This is a genomic window from Micromonospora sp. WMMD1082, from assembly GCF_029626175.1.
Lineage (GTDB): Bacteria > Actinomycetota > Actinomycetes > Mycobacteriales > Micromonosporaceae > Micromonospora.
Window position 1 is genome coordinate 566,551 of record NZ_JARUBM010000002.1, and the last position, 18,559, is coordinate 585,109.

Below are 18,559 nucleotides of genomic sequence, written 5' to 3' on the forward strand. Positions count from 1 at the left end.
CGACGTCCTACCGGCCGGGCTTACGGGCGAGGAACAAGCCGTTGCCCGGAGCACTGCGCACCGCCTGGAACTCCACGTCGACCAGCCCGGCGTCGGTGAGCCAGTCGTGTACCTCGTCGAGCGGGTAGGTCTGCTGGCCGACGCTGTTGAACATGCTCAGCGCCATCATGGCGCCGAAGGCGCGCCCGATCGGGCCCAGCTCCGGGGCGGGGAACTGGTCGAGGATCACCAGCAGGCCGCCGGGCCGCAGGGCGGCGGCGGTGCGGGCGACCAGTTCCCGGTTCTGGACGTGGCTCTTGGAGTGGATGACGTTGAACAGCAGCGCCATCGACGTGCTGCCCAGATCGTCGGTGAAGAAGTCGCCGGCCCGGAAGTCGATCCGGTCGGTCATGTCGTTCTCGGCGATGGCCCGGTCGGCGAGCCGCTGCATCTCCGGGATCTCGAAGATGGTCGCGCGCAGCTGTGGGTGCCGGCGGCAGAGCGCGATGCTGTAGAGGCCGTAGCCACCGCCGAGATCCAGCAGGTGCCCGGACGGATCCGGCACCGGCACCCGCTCGAGCACCTCGTCGATGTTCATGTTGGTGAGGGCCACCATGCCGTCCTGGAACACCCGCCACTCCTTGGCCAGCCAGCGCGGCGTACGCGGCTGGTCCGGCCCGAACGGGAGGGTCAGGTCGCCGCGCAGCCGGCCCTCCAGGTTCGCCCAGTCGGTGAAGACGATCTTCTCGAAGTACGGGATGCCCATGGTGATCATCGGCAGCAGTTCCTTGGTGGTGTCGGTGGCCGCGTACCGGTCACCGACCCGGGAGAGGTAGCCCAGGCAGTCGAGACAGTCGAGCAGGAACGCCGTACCGCGGGGATCGAGGTCCGTCTTGCCGGCCACCTGCTCGGCGGTCAGCTCCTCGTCCGCGAGCGCCGCCAGCACGCCGGTGCGGAAGGCCAGGGTGACGGCCCGGAAACCCCAGGCCGAGAGCATGTCGAACATGAAGGCGGGCACGGCGTTGTCGGCTCCGGTCAGGGACCGCTCGCCCGGGACGGTGATGGGCATGCTGCTCTCCAATCGATGGGCATCGCCGATCGGCGACGGCGGACGCGGGTCAGTGCGGGACCGGCTGTTCGTGGTGGGATGGCGCCTCGTCGTGCCGCTGCTCGGGCGGTCGGGCGAGCAGCCGCCAGTCCTTGCCGTCGAGGACCACCTCCTGGCACACCGGTCGGCCGGCGGGCGTCCGCCAGCGCAGCTGGACGCGGCGCACGGTCGGCGCGTGGTTGACCAGCAGCACCTCGTGCGGGTCGGCGGCCCGTCCGGGCAGGATCTCCACGTCCGGGTCGGCACACTCGACCTCGGGGGCCAGCCCCGCCAGGGCGGCGACCCGCCGGTACAGGCCCTCCCAGGCGGCGGCGGTGAGCCGACCGGGCACGTCGAGCTGGCGCTCGAACGGAGCCGCGCAGAAGACCACCTGCCCGGCACCGACCGGGTTACGCACCAGGGCCGGGGTGCCGTCGGGATACCGGCCGAGCACCTGCCCGGTGGTCACCGCCAGCACCGAGGGCCGGACCCGGGCGGCGGCCCAGTCGATCGCCCACCGGTCGGCGTCCCACTCGACGTGCTCGCGTCCGGCGGCGAGCAGGGTGTAGTCGACCGGTTCGGCACCGGCCAGCGCGGACCCCGGAAAGCCGTGCAGGTGATCGGCCATCGAGTAGTAGACGGTCGCTCCGTGTCGGGCCGCGCGACCGAGCCGGTCCAGGTCGGTCAGGGTGACGTGGCCGACCGACGGGCAGACCACCAGCCGGTAGCCGGTCGGGTCACCGGCGACGATGTCGACGTCCAGGTGTGCGCGTTTGAGCAGAAGGTAGGCGTAGAAGGTGGCCACCGTCCCGACCCCGGTGTCGAGGTACGAGCCACCGTCGATGCGGGCCCGTTCCGGCAGGTAGAGCGCGACCGGAGCCCGGCCTGGGCCCGGTCGCAGCCGGGGAGCCGCCCGCAGCGCCTCACGCAGCCCGGCCATCGCCGGCCGGGGTGTCCCGTCGAGTCGGTGCAGGCCCACGAAGCGCTCACCGGGGCGCTGCTGGTAGGGCTCCTCGGTGGAGGCGATGTCCTGCCAGCACCAGGCCAGCACTCCGGCGGCGCCGTTGCCCAGGGCGGAGGCCGTGGCGGCGCGCAGGTAGGCCGCCGTGGTGGCCTCGTCGGTGCCGTAGCTGGTCAGCTCGTCGACGAGGGGCACCCCGAACGCCCGCGCGTAGCGGACCAGGAACGGCACCAGGTTGCTCGCCTTGTAGGAGCTGGTCGACTCGATCGACACCGGGGCCCAGGTGGGAAAGCCGTGCAGCGCGATCAGGTCCAGCCCGGAGGCGTTGTCCGGACCGAACGGCGCGGCGCCGAGCACGCCGGACGCGTCGTTGGCCTGCGTCACCAGCAGCCCGGGAAGCTCCTCGCGCAGCGCCTCGGCCAGCCCGGTCTGCCAGGCGGCGACGGTGTCCCGGGGCAGCCGGGCGGCCCCGGGGTCGACGTTGGCGATCTCGTCACCGAGATCCACGGCCAGCACGTTGCCGGCCCCGTGTAACGCGACGGCCACCCGCCGGGCGTAGGCCCGTTGCCGCTCCAGCAGTTCCGCGTCGTCGAAGAGGCCGCGGCCCCGTCGCCAGGGCAGATCCAGGCGCTGCCCGTTCATCCAGATCGTCAGCAGGGAGAGCACGCAGGCCAGCCCCGCTTCGGCGGCCAGGTCGACGGCGGTGCGCAGCCGGTCGAACACGACCGGGTCGTGCTGGCCGGCCGTCGGTTCGAAGTCCCGCCAGAACAGGAAGATCCGTACGGTGTTCAGACCCGTGTCGGCCATCGCCCGGAAGTCGCGGCGCAGGGCCGACGGATCCCAGTCGGTCCAGATCCGGCAGCCGGCCGCCGACGGGTGGTAGTCGACCCCGGCGACGGGGAACGGCGTGCCGTCCCGCCACAGCCCACCGTCGCGGACCTCGAAACTGAGCCGATGATTCACTCGCGCACGCTCGCTCATGTGCGGCCCCTGATGAGCGGCGGCGGGGTGGTGGCCGGGTCGTCGGCGAGGGCGGTGGCGTACCAGTCGAAGGTCTGCCGCAGCCCTCGGTCCAGGTCGACGCAGGGTGCGTAGCCGAGCGTGCGCCGCAGCCGGCCGAGGTCGGGCAGCCGCCGGTCCGGGGAGCCGGGCGGGGGGTCGAAGACCTCGAAGGTGGGGGCGTAGCCGCCCAGCCGGGTGACCCGCTCGGCGAGTTCCCGGATCACGATCTCCTCGGTGTCGTTGCCGATGTTGGCCACCACCGGCTCGGCGCCGGGCAGGCGGGTCAGGCCGACGGTCGCGTCGACGGCGTCGTCGATGTGACAGAACGCGCGGGTCTGGGTCGCCCCGTAGATGGGGAAGGGGTCCTGGCGGGCCAGGGCCCTGGCCACGAAGTGGGGTATCACGTGGTCGTGACCCATCCGGGGACCGTAGATGTTGTGGTAGCGGCCGATGCGCACCGGGAACAGGTCGGCACACTGGCGCAGCAGCGTCTCGGCGACGATCTTGCTGAGCCCGTAGGAGGCCCGAGGCAGCGACGGGTCGGGCAGCACGAAGGGCACGTCCTCCGGCACCGGGAACGGCGCCAGCCCGAGGCGGGCGGCACCGTCGGCGACCTCGCTGGTGGAACTGAGGTAGACCCGCCCCGGTGGGCGACGCCGACACCAGTCGAGCAGGTTCAGCACGGCGCGCAGGTTCACGTTGAGTGCCAGGGACGGGTTCTCGCTGTTCTGCCGTACGCCGACGACCGCGGCCAGGTGGTAGACCTCGTCGAAGTCGCCGACGAGCAGGTCCGCCGGGATCGGGGCGGTCAGGTCGTGCCGGACCAGCCGGGCCTCGGTGCGGACCTCGTCGAGATCCCGGTCGGCCCGGCCACGGGACAGGTCGTCGAGCAGGGTCACGTCCGCCCCGTCACGCAGCAGACGGCGGGCCAGGTGCAGGCCGACGAACCCGGCGCCGCCGGTGATCAGGATCCGATCAGCCACGGCCCAGCCCCCGGTAGTCCACCTCGGCCACCCCGGAGAGTGCCGGCGCCAGGTCGCCCCAGACGTCGACCACCAGGGCGGGACGGTTCATGGTGCGGCGCAGCAGCGCCGCGTCGAGGTCGGCGCGGTAGCGCGGGTGGTCCACCAGGAGTACCAGGGCGTCGGCGCCGGCCAGACCCTCGGCGAGGGACGCCGGGACGTACCCGAGGCGGGCGGTGACGGCGGCGGAGACCAGGTAGTCGTGGCCGGCCAGCAGCCGGACCCGCTCGCGCAGACCGTCCGCGACCACCGTGGCGGCGGAACCCCGGACGTCGTCGGTCTCCGGCCGGCCCTTGTAGGCCATCCCGCAGACCAGGACCTTCGCGTCGGCCGGCACCCGGCCGGTGGCGGCCAGTGCCTTGAGGACCCGCTCGGTCACCAGGTGCGGCACCTGCTCGTTGACGGCGCGGGCGGCGGCCACCAGCGGTGGGTGGTACCCCGCCGTTGCGGCCGAGTACATCAGCAGGTACGGGTCCTTGGTCAGGCAGCTGCCGCCGACGAAACCGGGCCGGGCCAGGTCGGGCCGGGGGTAGCCCAGGTTCGCGGCGGCGATGACCTCGGTGGCGTCCACGCCGACCGCCTCGGCGATCATCGCCAGCTCGTTGCCGAAGCCGTACAGCAGGTCCGTGTGTGCGTTGCAGGCCAGCTTGACCAGCTCGGCCGTCTCCAGGTTGGCGGTGCCGACCTGCTCCGGGGTGAGCTGGGCGAACAGCCGCCGGGCCCGATCGGTGGAGCGGTCGTCCAAACCGCCGACGACCTGCGGAAGGCTGGTGAGTTCGGCCAGCGCACGGCCCTGGATGGTGCGTTCGGGGCAGAAGGCGAGCAGCGGCTCGTCCACCCGTGCGCGCAGCAGCGGCAGCAGGACGCGCCGGGTCGTCCCGACCGGGACGGTGCTGCGCACCACGACGAGGGTGTCCGAGGTGGTGGCGGCAGCAGCGGTCTCGGCGGCGGCCGTGAAGTGGCGCAGGTCCGGCCGGCCGGTGCCGGCATCGAGCGGGGTGCCGACGCAGATGACGATCGCGGACGGCGTGACGCCGTCGAGCGTGCCGGTGACGGTCAGCCGGTCCGCGGGCAGGCTGCGCAGCAGTTCGTCGACACCGGGTTCGAACAGTGCCGGTGTGCCGGCCCGCAGCGCCGCGCGGGTGCCCGGGTCGGCCTCCACTCCGACGACGGACACGCCCGCCCGGGCGAGGCTCACCGCCAGGGTCAGGCCGACGTACCCGAGGCCGATGACGGCGACGGGGCCGTCCGGCCCGTCGGCGGGAGTCGACGGTCGTGGGGACGCGGGGTGGGTCATCTCAAACCTCGCTTCCGGTCGGTACGGCAGCCACGGCGGCGATCACGGCCCGCCGGTCGACCTTGCCCATCGCGGTACGGGGCAGCCGGTCCAACGGGTGGAGTTCGTGCGGCACCTCGTACGGAGCGAGACCACGCGCTCGGCAGTGTGCGGCGAGGTCCGCCAGTCCGGTACCGGGCACGAGCACCACCGCCGCGTGCACCCGCTGCTCGCCACCGGCGTCGGTCAGGCCGAACACGAAGGCCTCCCGCACCCCGGGGTGCTCGCCGAGGACCCTCGTCACCCGGGTCGGGTTGACCTTGCGGCCGCCGACGTTGACGAAGGTGTTCTTGCGGCCGAGCAGGTGCAGCCGACCGCTGGCGTCGAGGCGGGCCAGGTCGCCGGTGTCGTAGAACCCCTCCGGCGTGCACACCGGCCCGGACGCGCCGAGATAGCCGTGGAACAGTGTCGGCGTGTACACCGACAGCTGGCCGACTCCGGCCGGGCCGCCCCGCTCTGGGCGGGTCAGCCGCAGCCGCACACCGGGCGCCGGCACCCCGACCGACAGGTCGGGCAGTTCGCCGCCGAGGTCCCGCTGATAGCTGATCAGGCCGGTCTCGGTGCTGCCGTAGAACTGGCGCACCGGCACGCCGAGCGCCGCGCGCGCCTGGGCGCCGAGTTCGGCGGGTAGTGGTCCGCCCGACGACACGGCGGCCCGCAGCCGGGCCGGCGTCGGGCGGTTGTGCAGCACCGAGGTGAGCAGCCGGTACACCTGCGGGGTGCCGAACAGGATGGTCGCGTCGTCGGCGAGCGCGTCGGCGACGCGACCCGGCTGGAACCGCCGGGTGGTCCGGAGTTCGGCGCCGGAGACGACCGCGGCGGTGAGCGCGCCGACCAGGCCGAACGAGTGCGCCAACGGCACCGCGGCGACGACCACGTCGGCCGGGGTCAGGTCGAGGATCTGGCGGTAGGTGTCTCCGCCACGCCAGACGTTGGCCAGCGAATGACGAACGATCTTGGGTTCGCCGACCGAACCGGAGGTCAGTTGGAGCACCTCACCGAGCCGGCGCGCGGGGTGTCCGCCGGCCCCGGTGGGATGGGCCCGGCATCGCTCGTAGCTGAGGAAGGCGATCCCTGCGGGCTCGGTGCCGGCCGCGCGGGCCGGGCCGACGACGGTGCGTACGCCCGGGTTGCGGGTCGGCGCGAGGAGGTCGGTCAGGTGGGAGTTGACCTCCTCGACCGGCAGGACGTCCACCCCGGCGGTGGTCAGCCCGATCAGGGCCGCCGCGCTGGCCGGGGTGTTGTCCACGATCAGCAGCACCGGGGCGTCCGGCTCCAGCGTCGCGGCGAAGGTCCGCACGGCGCACGCGGTGTCGTGCAGCTGCGCCCAGGTGACCAGCTGGCCGCCCGTCGCCGTCGCGGTCCGCAGGGCTACCGCGTCGGGGTGCTCGTCGCGGCGTCGGCGCAGCTCGGTCAGCAGCCCACCGGGCGGCGCGCCGGTGCCGTCAATGACGCTGCCCTCCGCCGACCGGACCCGGCACCGTCGCGTGGGCGGCGCAGACTGCCGCCAACCCGTCCGGGGTCGCGTCCTCGAAGATGGTCTCCAGAAGGGTGGATCGCAGCGCCTCGGCGGCCTCCGGCCCGGTGGGTCGACAGATGTCGACGAGCCGTTGCAGCACGTCGACGGCGCGGACCGAGTCGCCGCCGCAGTCGAAGAAGTCCTCGTTGGGGGCGAGCGGGCCGCGCAGCAGCGCCTCGCCCATAAGCTCACCAATCGTGGCGCTGACGTCGGATTGTCCGTTGCGCATCTCGTCCCCGATCAGTTCGTGTGGTGGGTGGCCGCCACGGTGCGCCGTGCCACCAAGGTTCACCCGGAGCCGGGCCAGGGCAGAAGGCGCGACCGAGCGCGCCAGTGCCCTGCGCGAACGGGTATGGCGCAGGGCGTCGACCGGTGTTCCGGTAGCTGCCCGCCCTGACCGTCGGAGCGCCCGTTGGCGGCTTGTCCTGCGCTGTGCAGCGCCAAGAATTGCCAGGGACGGCAGAATCGGGAGGCGGTGGCATGGCAGGCGACGTCGGCGTGCAGGGCGTGCGGTTCGAGGAACTCGCGGCGCGGTACGGCACCCCGCTGTATGTGTACGACTCGGCGGTGCTGGGGGCCCAGTTCAGCCGGCTCCGGGAGGCGCTGGATCCCCGACTGGAGTTCTTCTTCTCACTGAAGGCAAACCCCAATGTGGCGATCTGCGCCCGCCTCGCCGGCCTCGGCGCCCACGCCGAGGTCTCGTCCCTGACGGAGCTGCTCACCGCCCGCCGGGCCGGGGTACGCCCGGAGAACATCATCTTCCTCGGCCCGGGAAAGAGTGCCGAGGAGTTGCAGGCATGCCTGGCCCAGCGGATCTACGCGATCGTCTGCGAGTCCCTCGGTGAGCTGCAGCTCATCGACAGCCTGGCCCGGGCGGCGGGCACGATCGCGCCGGTGGCGCTACGGGTCAATCCGAACTTCACCGTCAAGGGTTCGGGCCTGACCATGGGAGGGCGGCCCCGGCAGTTCGGCATCGACGAGGACGAGCTGATGCGGCAGACCGGGCTGGGCAGCCGCTACGCCGGTGTCCGGCTGATGGGTGTGCACGTCTACATGGGCACCCGCATCCTCGACCCGGGGGTGGTCGCCGACAACAGCCGGCGCATCTTCGAGCTGGCCCAGCGGCTCTCCACCCGGCTCGACTTCCCGCTGGAACTGGTCGACGTCGGCGGTGGTCTGGGAGTCGCGTACTTCGACAACGAACGGGACCTCGACGTCGACACGCTCGCCGCGCGGCTCAACCCGGTGCTCGGCGAGTTCCGGGCCCGGCACCCCCGTACCCGGCTGGTGATGGAGCTGGGGCGTTACCTGACCGCCCCGGGCGGCATCTACGTGGTCCGGGTCCGCTACCTCAAGACCTCGGTCGGTCAACGGTTCGCGGTCACCGACGGCGGCACCCACCAGCACATGGCGGCCGTCGGCATCGGCTCCTACGTCAAACGCAACTTCCCGATCCGACTGCTGCGTACGGCCACCGGAGCGGCGGAGCCGTGGCAGGTGACCGGGCCACTCTGCACGCCCAACGACACGCTCGGCAAGAACGTCCTGCTGCCGCCGCTGCGCACCGGCGACCTGCTCGGTGTGCTCCGCTCCGGAGCGTACGGGCCGACCGCCTCACCGGTGCAGTTCCTCAGCCACGGCTATCCCGCGGAGGTGCTGGTCCACGATGGACGACCGTTCCTGGTGCGGGAGCGCGACCGCCCCGAGGACATGATGCGCCGCCAGCACCTACCGGGTGCGCTCCGGGCCCGGCAGGTGCTACCAAGCCGCTGACGGCAGGGCCCGGGTCGACCGGCCGCTCGCACCGGTCAGCGCCCGGGCGAGGTCCACCGGGCGGCAGTGCCGGTACTCGACGTCGAACGGCTCGGTCCCGGCCAGCGCGACGCTACCCCGGTAGCCGGGTGGGACCCGCAGGTCGCGTACCCGCCACGGGCCCGGGATCCGGCCGCCGGGCCGGTGCACGAGCAGCCCGTCCGGGCCCGCCACCGGTAGGTCGAGCCCGTTCAACAGGCGGTCCCCGGCGGCCTTGACGCACGCCTCCTTGCGGGTCCAGAGCGTCAGGTGGAGGGCGGTCCGCTCGGCCGGTGGGGCGGCGGCGACCAACCGCGCCTCGGCCGGCGGGAAGTAGCGCCGGGCGAACGCCTCGACTGATCGGTCGCGGCGGGCCCGCTCGACGTCGACGCCGATGTCGCGTTCGGCGCTCACCGCCAGCAGGGCGCACCGTCCGGAGTGCGAGATGTTGAAGCGCAACCCGTCGTCGCCGAGCAGCGGCTTGCCCCACCGCCCGGTACGCAGCGGCACCCGCGACGGCGGCTCCCCCCGATAGGCCCCGAGGATGACGCGCAACGACCCGTACACGGCCAGGAAGCGGCGCCGCACGGTCCGGTCGGCGTAGCCGTCCCGGCGGGCCCGTTCGGCCGGGCTCAGCACGTCGTCGAAGACCTGCGCCAGCTGCGGCGTCAGGTCCAGCCCGAGACGCCAGACGTGTGCCACGTCGGGAGCGATCACCGGCCACCTGCGGTCGCCGTCGTGGCGCTGACGGCGGGGTACCCGTCGAAGGCGCCACGGTCCATGGCGGCGGCCACCGCCAGGCGTTGCACGTTGCCGGTGCCCTCCATGTACTCCAGCGCCCCGGCGTCCCGCGCGAACTTGTCCAGCAGCGGCTGGTCCAGTCGGGCGCCCGGCCCGAAGCTGCCCAGCGCCCAGCGCGTCACCTCGATGGCCAGCCGGGTGGCCCGCAACTTCGCGGCCGAGGCGAGGTGCCCGCTGCCGCTGTCCGAGTCGACCGCCACGGCCGCCCGGCGGGTCAGCCGGCGTACCCCCTCGATCTCCCCCTCGACCCGGGCCAGCACGTCGCGCTCGTCCGGGCGCAGCGCGCGGCGGTGCTCCCGGACGTAGTCGCAGGCGGCCCGAGCCAGCCCCACGGCCATCGCCGCCACCGTCGGGCGCAGCAGGTTGAACGTCCGCTGCCAGCCCCAACTGCCCCGGCGCATCGGTGAGAGGTGCCGCCCGAGCAGCTGCTCGGCGGTGATCGGCACCGCGTCGAGGCGGAGCGCGCCGAGCTGGGCGCCGCGCACACCGAGAGTGGGCACCGGGGCGGCGGTGAAACCGGGGGCGGCGGTGTCGACCAGCGCCGCGCCGAGGTCGAGCGGACCGTCGCCGGTGCGATGAAACACCACCCCCATGGAGGCGCGTAGGGCGTTGCTGATGTAGCGCTTGCGCCCGGTCAGGCTCCACCCGGCGCCGTCGGCCAACTCGGTGGCGCGGGTACGCAGACCGCCGGCGTCGGTGCCGCCCTCGGGCTCGGTGAGGGCGAAGAAGGTCCAGGTGGGCCGCTCCAGGAGCCGGCCGTAGAACCACTCCTGCTGGCTGCGGTCGCCGATGGCGGCGACCAGGACGCCGGACATCGACGCGCCGGGCAGCGCCAGCATCATGCCCAGGTCGCCGCCGGCGATCTCCTCGCAGAACACCACCCGCTCCAGGGCCGAGGTGAGCAGGAAGCGCTCACCAGCCAGGACCAACGGCGCCGGGTTGAACGCGGCGGGGATCTGCAGGCGGGCCGCGCAGCTGACCGCGGGCGCGTCCAGCAGCCGCAGCACCACGTCGGGATCGCGGTCCAGGTCCAGGGCGTACGGGCGCAACTCGGCTGCCCAGCCACGGGCGTGCCGGCGCAGCAACCGCAGCCGGTGGTCCAGCTCGGGCACGGCTGGTCACCTCCTCACGCCGGCACCCGCACGTCGCAGTGGGCCGGCAGATAGACGTCGGCGAGCAGGTGGGACAGGTACACCTCCCGCCCGGGACCGTCCTCGGTGAACCCGGCGGCGCCGAGGACCGGCAGCAGCGCGTGATCCGAGGCGGTCAGTTGGTGGTGCGCCTGCACCAGGTCGGCGACGGGGTCGGCGACCGGGTCCACGTCGGTCAGCAACGCCTGGACGGTGAGCTGGTCGGTGACCGCCTCGGCGAGGGTGGCCCGCACGAGTTGCTGGCGCAACAGCGGCCCGTCGGCGGCTCGCCGGCCGGCCAGGTGCGCGCGGATCTGGTCCAGCAGCCCCGCCGAGGTGCCCAGCCGCAGCCAGGCCAGGCCGAGCAGCCAGGTCCGGTACGGCGCCCATCCGGCTCCGTCCGGGCCGGGCAGTCCACGGAAGGCCATCAGGCCGGCGTCGCGCACCGGCCCGGGCAGCGGGACCGTGGCGACACCGGCGAGCCCGCGCAGCGGTATCCCGCCGGGCCACACCCACTCGGCGGCGCGGCCGACGGGGCCGGGTGCCAGGGCCTGCCCGGTGGGTCCGGCGACCAGTGACCGGGTGGCGACCCGGTCGTAGAGGTCGGCGAGGGCCGCCTCGACACCGGCCGACCGGGCGGTGTCGTACGGTGCGGTCCAGCGGGCCAGGGTGTCGATGGTCATCGTCGCCCCGCAGCCGGGACGTCGAGCCGGCAGATGGCGAGCCGTTCCTGGTCGGAGTCGTGGTCGGCGATCAGGACCCGCGCCCCGTCGACCTGCCACCGGGGCAGCCGGGTGGCCACCTCCTGCCACACTCCGGTGACCGGCTGCCCGTGCGGCGCCGGCAGCACCAGCGTGCCGGCCGGCACCGCGGGCATCCGCCCGGCCAGGCCCGTCCCCGTCACCAGCACCTGCGGTTTCTCGTCGGCCAGCGCTTCGGCGAGGGCCACCTCCGGCGTCCGGGACGCGGTCGGCACGCTGCGCGGCGGGTACAGCCGGCCGCCGTCGGCCGCCGGGTCGAACGCCAGCACCACTACCACGTCGCGCTCGACCCGCAGCCGGTACGGCACCGGCAGGTCGTGCAGCAACGCGGTCTGGTCGGCCGCGATGAGCAACAGCCGGCCGGCGCCGTCGCGACGGGCCCGGTTGGCCAGCACCTGTAGCGCCGTGAACGCGGTGACCAGGCCCTGGTCGAGTACGGCGAAGGCGAGCCCGGCGTCGGGCACCAGGGTGCTCAGGTGACACATCGGGAACCCCGGCTGCGAGTCGGGGGTGGTGGCGGCGAGGACCGCCAGGTCGAACCCGTCGGCGTGGGGACGCAGGCGGGGCAGCACCGCGGTGACCATGTCGGTGAAGGAGTTGCGCCGCCCCTCGAACGCGCCGGGTGGGCAGGTCGTGCCATAGGAGCGCATCAGGTCCGGGTAGTAGATGTGGTCGTCGTTGCCAAACGGCCCGCCGGGGCCGAACACCTGGTGCACCGCCCGGGCCAGGCCGAGCGGTGCGGTTTCCCCCGCCGGGGTGCCGGTCCGCGACCGACGCCCCGGCGCGGTGACGTACATCAGGCGTTCTCCTCGACCTGGCCGGCCACATAGGTGATGAGCGCGCCGACGGTCTCGAAGTCGGTCGGTTCCAGCGTGTCGGTGTCGAACTCGACACCCAGCTCCGCCTCCAGTTGGATGAGCAGCTCCAGCACGCTGGTGGAGTCGAAGGAGAGGTCCTCGAAGAGCCGCAGCTGTGCGGAGATGCCCTCCGGGTCGCGGCCCAGCATCTGCCCGAGGGCACCGACCACCACTCCGGTGATGTCGCTGGCGGCAGCCGGCGGAGCAGCACCGGTGGTCGCGTCACTCATGTCGTCTCCCTGTCTGGTCGCGGTCCCCGCCGAGCGGGCGGGCCGGTGGTGTGGACCGATGCGGGGCGCGTCGGCCGGGTTACGGCGGGGGTCGATCGGCCGGAGGCCGATCGTCTGGCGGCTAGGGTTGCGCGACGGTCGCGGAGCAGTTCCGCAGCCGTTCGGTGACCTCCTGGTCGATGGCGGCGACCTGTCGGGCGGAGTCAGCGGCCACCACGCCGTAGAGCCGGCCGCCGAAGCCGGCGCCGTCGCCGCTGGCGGCGTTCACGGTGGCGAAGTTGTTGATCACCAGGCCGGGCCGGTCCGGTCGGTCGGCGAGCACGCCGTCCAGCAGTGCCCGCAGCTCGCCGAAGGGCAGCGCTCTGGTCAGCCGCAGGGGGTACTGCCGGGCCAGTGCGACCGTTTCCGGGCCGAACCAGGTCCGACGCAGCCGCTCCTGATAGGTGGACATGTTGTTGCGCGCGTTGATCTCGATGATCGGGTAGAGCCGGCCGTCGGTGGTGGTCAGGGCGTCCACCCCGACCACCCCGAAGTACCCGTCGGCAGCGAGCCGGCGGCCGATCGCGGCGGCGGCGGAGCGCACCTGCCGGTGCTGCGGTCCCGTCAGGGGCGCCGGCATGCGATGACCCTGGTGCACGCCATCGCTGGTGATCGCCTCCTTGATCACGTCGAAGTGCACGTCGCCGGCGCGGTCGACGGTCATCTGGTAGTTGAGGTCGTGGCGTTTGGGCAGCCACTCCTCCATGACCACGCCGACCCGGCCGGCGCCGCGACGGGCCCGGCGGGCGATCAGCGCGTGCAGTTGCGCGAGTCGTCGGGTGTCCCGGACCACCACGATGCCCCGGCCGGAGACACCGAAGGCGTCCTTGAGCACGACCGGCCGCCCGGCGTCGAGCCAGGCGCCGGCCCGGCGTACGGCCTGATCCAGCTCGTCGATGTCGCGGCAGACCATGCCCTCCGGTTGCGGCAGCCCCACCTCGTCGGCGAGCAACCGGCTGTAGATCTTGCTGTTGACCCGCTTGCAGACGGTGGCCGCCGGTGTGGCCAGGGGCAGCCCGGTGAGTTCCGCCAGACGTTCCTCGACCACCGACACGCCGTGCGGCCACAGTTGCGCCCCGGTGTCGACCAACCGGCCGAGCGCGGCGACCAGTTGCGGATCGGCCACCGCGTCCTCGCTCACCGTGCGCTGCGGCTGCTGGTTCGCGACGGTCAGGATCCGGGGCAGCGCCAGCCCCAGGTCGCCGAGGTAGCGCAGGTACTCCTCGTCGGGTGGAGCCTTGAGGACGACGTGGTCGTCCGCGCCGGCGAGCAGCAACGCGCATTCGTCCATCCGGTTCACGATGACCCGGCTGGCCGGCATGACGATCCCGGGCAGGCCCGCTTCGCCCTGCGCCCAGTGCTCCTCGACCTCGAAGTTGCCGAGCAGCACGAGGGGACGGTCGGCGGAACCGGTCAGCGCGGTACGCAACAGCGCCAGGACATCACCGCTGAGTGTGTGCGTGTGCACGGGTCGCTCCAGGCTCGGGGTTCAGTGGACGAGGACCATGGCGGAGACGGTGGCGCCGAGCCCCACCGACGTCATCAGGTACGGGTCGCCGGGCGCCAGCCGGCCCTGGTCGCGGGCCAGCTCGTAGGCGGCGAAGGAGTCCGCGGCGAAGCAGTGCCCGGTACGCGGGAGGTTGTCCAGGACCAGCCGCCCGGCGCTGCGGATGTTCAGCAGTCGGAGCACCCGCAGCCAGGACAACCGGTTGACGTTGTGCGGCAGGATCGTCCCGATCCGGTCCAGGTCCAGACCGGACTCCTCGACGGCGGCCCGCACCACCTCGGCGAGCATGACCGGGTAGTCGTCCCGGAAGGCCGCCGCGTCCGCCTCCGACATCCACGGTCCGGCGGAGAACCGGCCGTAGGTGCCGGCCGCGTAGGAGAGCATTCGGTCGCGCTGGCCGTGCGCGCTGACCAGCACCGCCGAACAGCTCTCCCCCATCACCCCGGTGCCGGAGATGACCTGGGCGGAGGCCGTGAAGGCCTTCTCTCCGGTGAGCACCAGCGCCAGCGCCGCGGGATCGGGGTCGTCGGCCAGCAGCGTGCCGGCGAGGTCGACGGCGAGCAGGCCGGACGCGCAGGCGTGCTGACTGACGGTGAACGTGGTGGCGTGGGCCAGGCCCAGCCGGCGGGCGGCCTCTCGCACCGGGTTGACCGGGTAGGGCGCCACCACCGGCATCGTCCGGGCGTGCAGCACGTAGCGGACCAGGTGCTCCCGGCCGGCCAGCGCGGCCATCCCGGCGCCCCCGGCAACCAGCAGATCGGCCAGGCTGCCCTGCGGGTCGAGTCGAATCTCGCGAAGCCCGTAGAACCGCTCGTGCATCCGGATCTGCGCCGCCGAGAACCCGTACTCGGCCAGGCACTCGCCCACCGACACGCGGTTCGGTGGCAGGTACGTGTGCACCGCCTCGATGGACGTCACCTGACCCCCTTCCGCCGATGTCGGCCCGTCCGACGTTCGGCGACCCCGGGCCGGGACGGCGGCTCCGGGCCGGGGCCGCCGTGCGTCACTGACCCTCCCGTGCACCGGGTGCACCGGAAAGCCGCCGACGGGCGCACCAAGCCCCTGACCGGACGAGCATGCCCGCAAGCGGGGGTTCTGGGCCCTGTGATCGACGCGAAGACTGGCCTGGTCCGTTGTCCGGACGGACCAGGCCAGTGGGGAGAGTGCTCATGATCATGCCGATGACCATCGCGGGACGTTCGGCGCGCTCCCCCGATCGGATGCCGGTGGAGAACCCGGCCACCGCCGAGCTGTTCGCCGAGGTGCCACGGTGCACGGCCGCGCAGCTCGACGACGCGGTCCTGGGTGCCGTCGCCGCCTTCGACCGCTGGTCCCGCTCGGCTGCGGACTCGCGGCGGGCGGCACTCCTGGCCTGCGGATCGGCGCTGGCGCGGGCGGGCGACGAGGTGGCCGAGCTGCTCACCGCCGAGCAGGGCAAACCGCTGCGTCAGGCGCGGGCGGAGGTGGCGCTCGCGGCCGACTGGTTCGGCCACACCGCCGAGCTGTCGTTGCCCCGGCAGGAGCTGGTCACCGAGGAGGCCGTCGAGGTCACGATGGACCGGACGCCGGTGGGACCGGTCGCGGCGATCGCCCCCAGCAACTACCCGATCATCCTGGCCGTCACCAAGATCGCACCGGCGCTACTGGCCGGCAACACGGTGGTGCTCAAGCCGTCACCGGTCACCCCACTCGCCAGCCTGCGGATGGGGCAGGTGCTGGCCGAGGTGCTGCCGCCGGGCGTGCTCAGCACGGTCAGCGGGGACGGGGACCTCGGACCGGCGCTGGTGGCGCACCCGGCGATCCGGATGGTCTCCTTCACCGGCTCGATCCGCTCCGGGCAGGCCATCGCGCGCTGCGCGGCCGACTCGTTCAAGCGAGTGGTCCTGGAACTCGGCGGTAACGACCCGTGCGTCCTGCTGCCCGGCACGCAGATCGACCGGGTCGCCGGGGAGATCTTCCGGCGCGCCACCGTCAACAGTGGGCAGTTCTGCGCGGCGATCAAGCGGGTGTACGTGCCGGCGGGCCAGGCGGCCGAGCTGACCGAGGCGCTGCGCGCCGAGGCGGAGGCGGCGATCGTCGGCGACGGGCGTGACCCCCGGACCGATCTCGGCCCGCTGGTCAGCCAGGCCCAGCTCGCGCACGTACACGGGTTGGTGGAATCGGCGGCGCGGGCCGGCGCCCGGGTGGTGACCGGTGGGGCGGCGCTGCCGGGGGTCGGGCACTTCTATCCGCCGACCGTGGTGAGTGACCTGCCCCCGGGCACGGACCTGGAGCAGGACGAGCAGTTCGGGCCGGTGGTGCCGGTCATCGGCTACGACGACCTCGACGAGGCGTTGGCCCGGGCCAACGGCACCCGCTTCGCCCTGGGCGGTTCGGTCTGGGGCGAGCCGGCTGCCGCCCGGGACTTCGCCGCCCGCCTCGAGTGCGGCACCGCCTGGGTCAACACCCACGGCGACCTGCGCCACGACGTCCCCTTCGGTGGGCTCCGGGAGTCCGGCAGAGGCGTGGAGTACGGGCACTGGGGGCTGTTGGAGTACACCAACATCAAGATCACCCATACCGCGCGACGGCCCTGAACCCTATCCCTCCTGGAGGTCAACCATGTCCAGCCCAGTCACCTCGTCCGGTCCGCTGCCGCAACCGGAGTCGGACGACATCAGCTCCAACCCTTCGGGAAACCGTCTCTTCCATGACGTCGTCGCCGCCCGGCTCTCCCGCCGGACCGCGCTGACCGGCGGCGTCGTGGCGGCCGCCGGCTTCCTGGGCGCGGGCGTGGCCGGCGGCGGGGCGGCGGCCACCGCCGGGGCGCGGCACCGCCGACGGTTGCTGAACTTCCCGGCCGTCGAGATCAGCTCCGCGGACACCCTCACCGTCGCCGACGGCTACACCGCGCAGGTCCTCATCCCCTGGGGCACCCCGATCCGCGCGAACGGGCCGGCCTGGCGCCGGGACGCCTCGAACACCGCGGCCGAGCAGGCCAAGCAGATCGGCATGGGCCACGACGGCATGCAGTTCTTCCCGCTGGGCCCCGACCGTGGCCTGCTGGTCCTCAACCACGAGTACGCCGACCAGGTGCTGCTCTTCCGCGACGGCGACGCGGTGATGACCCCGGAGAAGGTGGCCAAGTCGCTGGCGGCGCACGGGGTGAGCGTGGTGGAGGTCGCGCTGCGCCGGGGGCGGTGGCAACTGGTGGACTCCCGGTTCAACCGTCGGATCACCACGGCCACCCCGGTCCGTTTCGCCGGCCCGCTCGCGGGCAACCATCCCTCGTTGCAAACCGGGGCCGAGGCGCGCGGGACGCTGAACAACTGTTCGTGCGGCGCCACCCCGTGGGGCACCTACCTGACCTGCGAGGAGAACTGGAACGAGTACTTCGCGACCGAGGACCCGGCCTGGGAGCCCACGCCGGAGCAGGCCCGGTACGGCGTGACCCGGTACGGCTACGGGTACCGGTGGCACCATGGTGATCCGCGCTTCGATCTCGCGGTGACCCCCAACGAGCCCAACCGGTTCGGGTGGGTGGTGGAGATCGACCCGCGTGACCCCACCAGCAAACCGGTGAAGCGCACCGCCCTGGGGCGGATCAAGCACGAGACGGCCACGGTGACCGAGTCCCGGGGACGGGTGGTGGTCTACACCGGCGACGACCAGGTCGGCGAGTACATCTACAAGTTCGTCAGCGCCGGCAAGTGGCGGGTCATGCGGGCGACCGGCCGGCACCCGCTGGACCACGGCACCCTCTACGTCGCCCGCTTCGACGACGACGGCACCGGTCGCTGGTTGCCGCTCACCCACGGCACCGGCCCGCTGACCAAGGCCAACGGCTGGCGCGACCAGGCCGACGTGCTGCTGCGGACCCGGCAGGCCGCCGACGCGGTCGGCGCCACGCCGATGGACCGGCCGGAGTGGATCGCGGTGCACCCACACACCAAGGAGGTGTACGTCACGCTGAGCAACGGACCCGGCTTCCCGAATGCGGCCAATCCTCGGCAGCCCAACCCGTTCGGCCACATCGTCCGGTGGCGTGAGCGGCACGGCGACGCCACCGCCACCTCCTTCGAGTGGGACATCTTCCTCCTGGCGGGCGATCCCGACTTCGACCCGAGCGTGCCGCTCGACGCGGCGGGGAAGTTCGGCTCACCGGACGGCCTCGCCTTCGACGCCGACGGACGACTGTGGATCCAGAGCGACATCTCCAACTCGTCGCTGAACAACCCCCAGACGTACTACGTCAACCTGGGCAACAACGCGCTGTTGGCGGCCGACCCGGTCACCGGCGAGGTCCGCCGGTTCGCGGTCGGTCCGCGCGGCTGCGAGCTGACCGGGATCACCTTCACCCCGGACCACCGGACCATGTTCATCAATGTGCAACACCCGGGTGAGGCGGTGCCCACCCTGGAACGGCCCACGCCGGCGAACCCACGGTCGGTGAGCAACTGGCCCGACGCCGACCCGGACGGGCGCCCCCGCTCGGCGACCGTGGCGATCCGCCGCCGCGACGGCGGCGTGATCGGCCGCTGATCCCGCACACCGTCAT

The 18,559-nt window shown here is 73.1% G+C and carries 16 protein-coding genes; 3 read left to right on the forward strand and 13 right to left on the reverse strand.

Features of this window, described 5'->3' with window-relative positions; translation table 11 throughout:
* Positions 1-7: 7 nt before the first annotated feature.
* Genes O7615_RS02785 through O7615_RS02810 form a run of 6 tightly spaced genes read right to left on the reverse strand, consistent with a single transcriptional unit; the run spans position 8 to position 7,198 of the window.
* Complete coding sequence (locus O7615_RS02785; RefSeq protein ID WP_278175603.1) at positions 8-1,048, reverse strand: methyltransferase; 1,041 nt, start codon at positions 1,046-1,048, stop codon at positions 8-10.
* 49 nt (positions 1,049-1,097) lie between these two features.
* Positions 1,098-2,990 carry a beta-galactosidase trimerization domain-containing protein gene (locus O7615_RS02790; RefSeq protein WP_278175604.1) on the reverse strand — a complete coding sequence of 631 codons (1,893 nt, stop codon included), beginning with the start codon at positions 2,988-2,990 and terminating at the stop codon, positions 1,098-1,100.
* Positions 2,991-3,004: 14 nt separating this feature from the next.
* Positions 3,005-4,012, reverse strand: coding sequence for an NAD-dependent epimerase/dehydratase family protein (locus O7615_RS02795; RefSeq protein WP_278175605.1), 1,008 nt, complete (start codon positions 4,010-4,012; stop codon positions 3,005-3,007).
* The gene (locus O7615_RS02800; protein WP_278175606.1) at positions 4,005-5,348 is read right to left on the reverse strand and encodes a nucleotide sugar dehydrogenase; all 1,344 of its coding nucleotides are present in this window, start codon (positions 5,346-5,348) and stop codon (positions 4,005-4,007) included. The genes O7615_RS02795 and O7615_RS02800 overlap by 8 nt, the downstream gene beginning before the upstream one ends.
* A 1-nt stretch (position 5,349) precedes the next feature.
* On the reverse strand, positions 5,350-6,837 hold the full coding sequence (locus O7615_RS02805; protein ID WP_347405117.1) for a fatty acid--CoA ligase family protein: 1,488 nt from the start codon (positions 6,835-6,837) through the stop codon (positions 5,350-5,352).
* Positions 6,833-7,198, reverse strand: a complete 366-nt coding sequence (locus tag O7615_RS02810) for an acyl carrier protein (protein WP_278175608.1) — start codon at positions 7,196-7,198, stop codon at positions 6,833-6,835. Before O7615_RS02810 ends, O7615_RS02805 begins: the two co-directional genes overlap by 5 nt.
* 188 nt (positions 7,199-7,386) lie before the next feature.
* Between O7615_RS02810 and O7615_RS02815 the strand changes: the two genes are divergently transcribed.
* Positions 7,387-8,679: a type III PLP-dependent enzyme gene (locus O7615_RS02815; protein ID WP_278175609.1), complete on the forward strand. Its 1,293-nt coding sequence runs from the start codon at positions 7,387-7,389 to the stop codon at positions 8,677-8,679.
* Here O7615_RS02815 and O7615_RS02820 read toward each other — a convergent pair.
* The 7 genes from O7615_RS02820 to O7615_RS02850 form a co-directional block, all read right to left on the reverse strand.
* Positions 8,665-9,414 carry a 4'-phosphopantetheinyl transferase superfamily protein gene (locus O7615_RS02820; protein WP_278175610.1) on the reverse strand — a complete coding sequence of 250 codons (750 nt, stop codon included), beginning with the start codon at positions 9,412-9,414 and terminating at the stop codon, positions 8,665-8,667. The two genes, O7615_RS02815 and O7615_RS02820, sit on opposite strands and share 15 nt — an antisense overlap.
* On the reverse strand, positions 9,411-10,610 hold the full coding sequence (locus tag O7615_RS02825) for an acyl-CoA dehydrogenase family protein (RefSeq protein WP_278175611.1): 1,200 nt from the start codon (positions 10,608-10,610) through the stop codon (positions 9,411-9,413). Before O7615_RS02825 ends, O7615_RS02820 begins: the two co-directional genes overlap by 4 nt.
* A 14-nt stretch (positions 10,611-10,624) precedes the next feature.
* The gene (locus O7615_RS02830; RefSeq protein WP_278175612.1) at positions 10,625-11,311 is read right to left on the reverse strand and encodes a hypothetical protein; all 687 of its coding nucleotides are present in this window, start codon (positions 11,309-11,311) and stop codon (positions 10,625-10,627) included.
* Complete coding sequence (locus O7615_RS02835; protein ID WP_278175613.1) at positions 11,308-12,186, reverse strand: hypothetical protein; 879 nt, start codon at positions 12,184-12,186, stop codon at positions 11,308-11,310. Before O7615_RS02835 ends, O7615_RS02830 begins: the two co-directional genes overlap by 4 nt.
* Positions 12,186-12,476 carry a phosphopantetheine-binding protein gene (locus O7615_RS02840; RefSeq protein ID WP_278175614.1) on the reverse strand — a complete coding sequence of 97 codons (291 nt, stop codon included), beginning with the start codon at positions 12,474-12,476 and terminating at the stop codon, positions 12,186-12,188. The genes O7615_RS02835 and O7615_RS02840 overlap by 1 nt, the downstream gene beginning before the upstream one ends.
* A gap of 121 nt (positions 12,477-12,597) precedes the next feature.
* Entirely contained in the window at positions 12,598-13,983 is a 1,386-nt protein-coding gene (locus O7615_RS02845; protein ID WP_278175615.1) for an ATP-grasp domain-containing protein, read from the reverse strand.
* Between the two features lie 21 nt (positions 13,984-14,004).
* Positions 14,005-14,940, reverse strand: a complete 936-nt coding sequence (locus tag O7615_RS02850) for a 3-oxoacyl-[acyl-carrier-protein] synthase III C-terminal domain-containing protein (protein ID WP_278175616.1) — start codon at positions 14,938-14,940, stop codon at positions 14,005-14,007.
* A 263-nt stretch (positions 14,941-15,203) separates the two neighbouring features.
* Between O7615_RS02850 and O7615_RS02855 the strand changes: the two genes are divergently transcribed.
* Together O7615_RS02855 and O7615_RS02860 are read left to right on the forward strand one after the other, a co-directional pair.
* On the forward strand, positions 15,204-16,598 hold the full coding sequence (locus O7615_RS02855) for an aldehyde dehydrogenase family protein (protein ID WP_278175617.1): 1,395 nt from the start codon (positions 15,204-15,206) through the stop codon (positions 16,596-16,598).
* A gap of 25 nt (positions 16,599-16,623) precedes the next feature.
* The gene (locus tag O7615_RS02860) at positions 16,624-18,543 is read left to right on the forward strand and encodes a PhoX family phosphatase (protein ID WP_278175618.1); all 1,920 of its coding nucleotides are present in this window, start codon (positions 16,624-16,626) and stop codon (positions 18,541-18,543) included.
* The last annotated feature ends 16 nt before the right edge of the window (positions 18,544-18,559 follow it).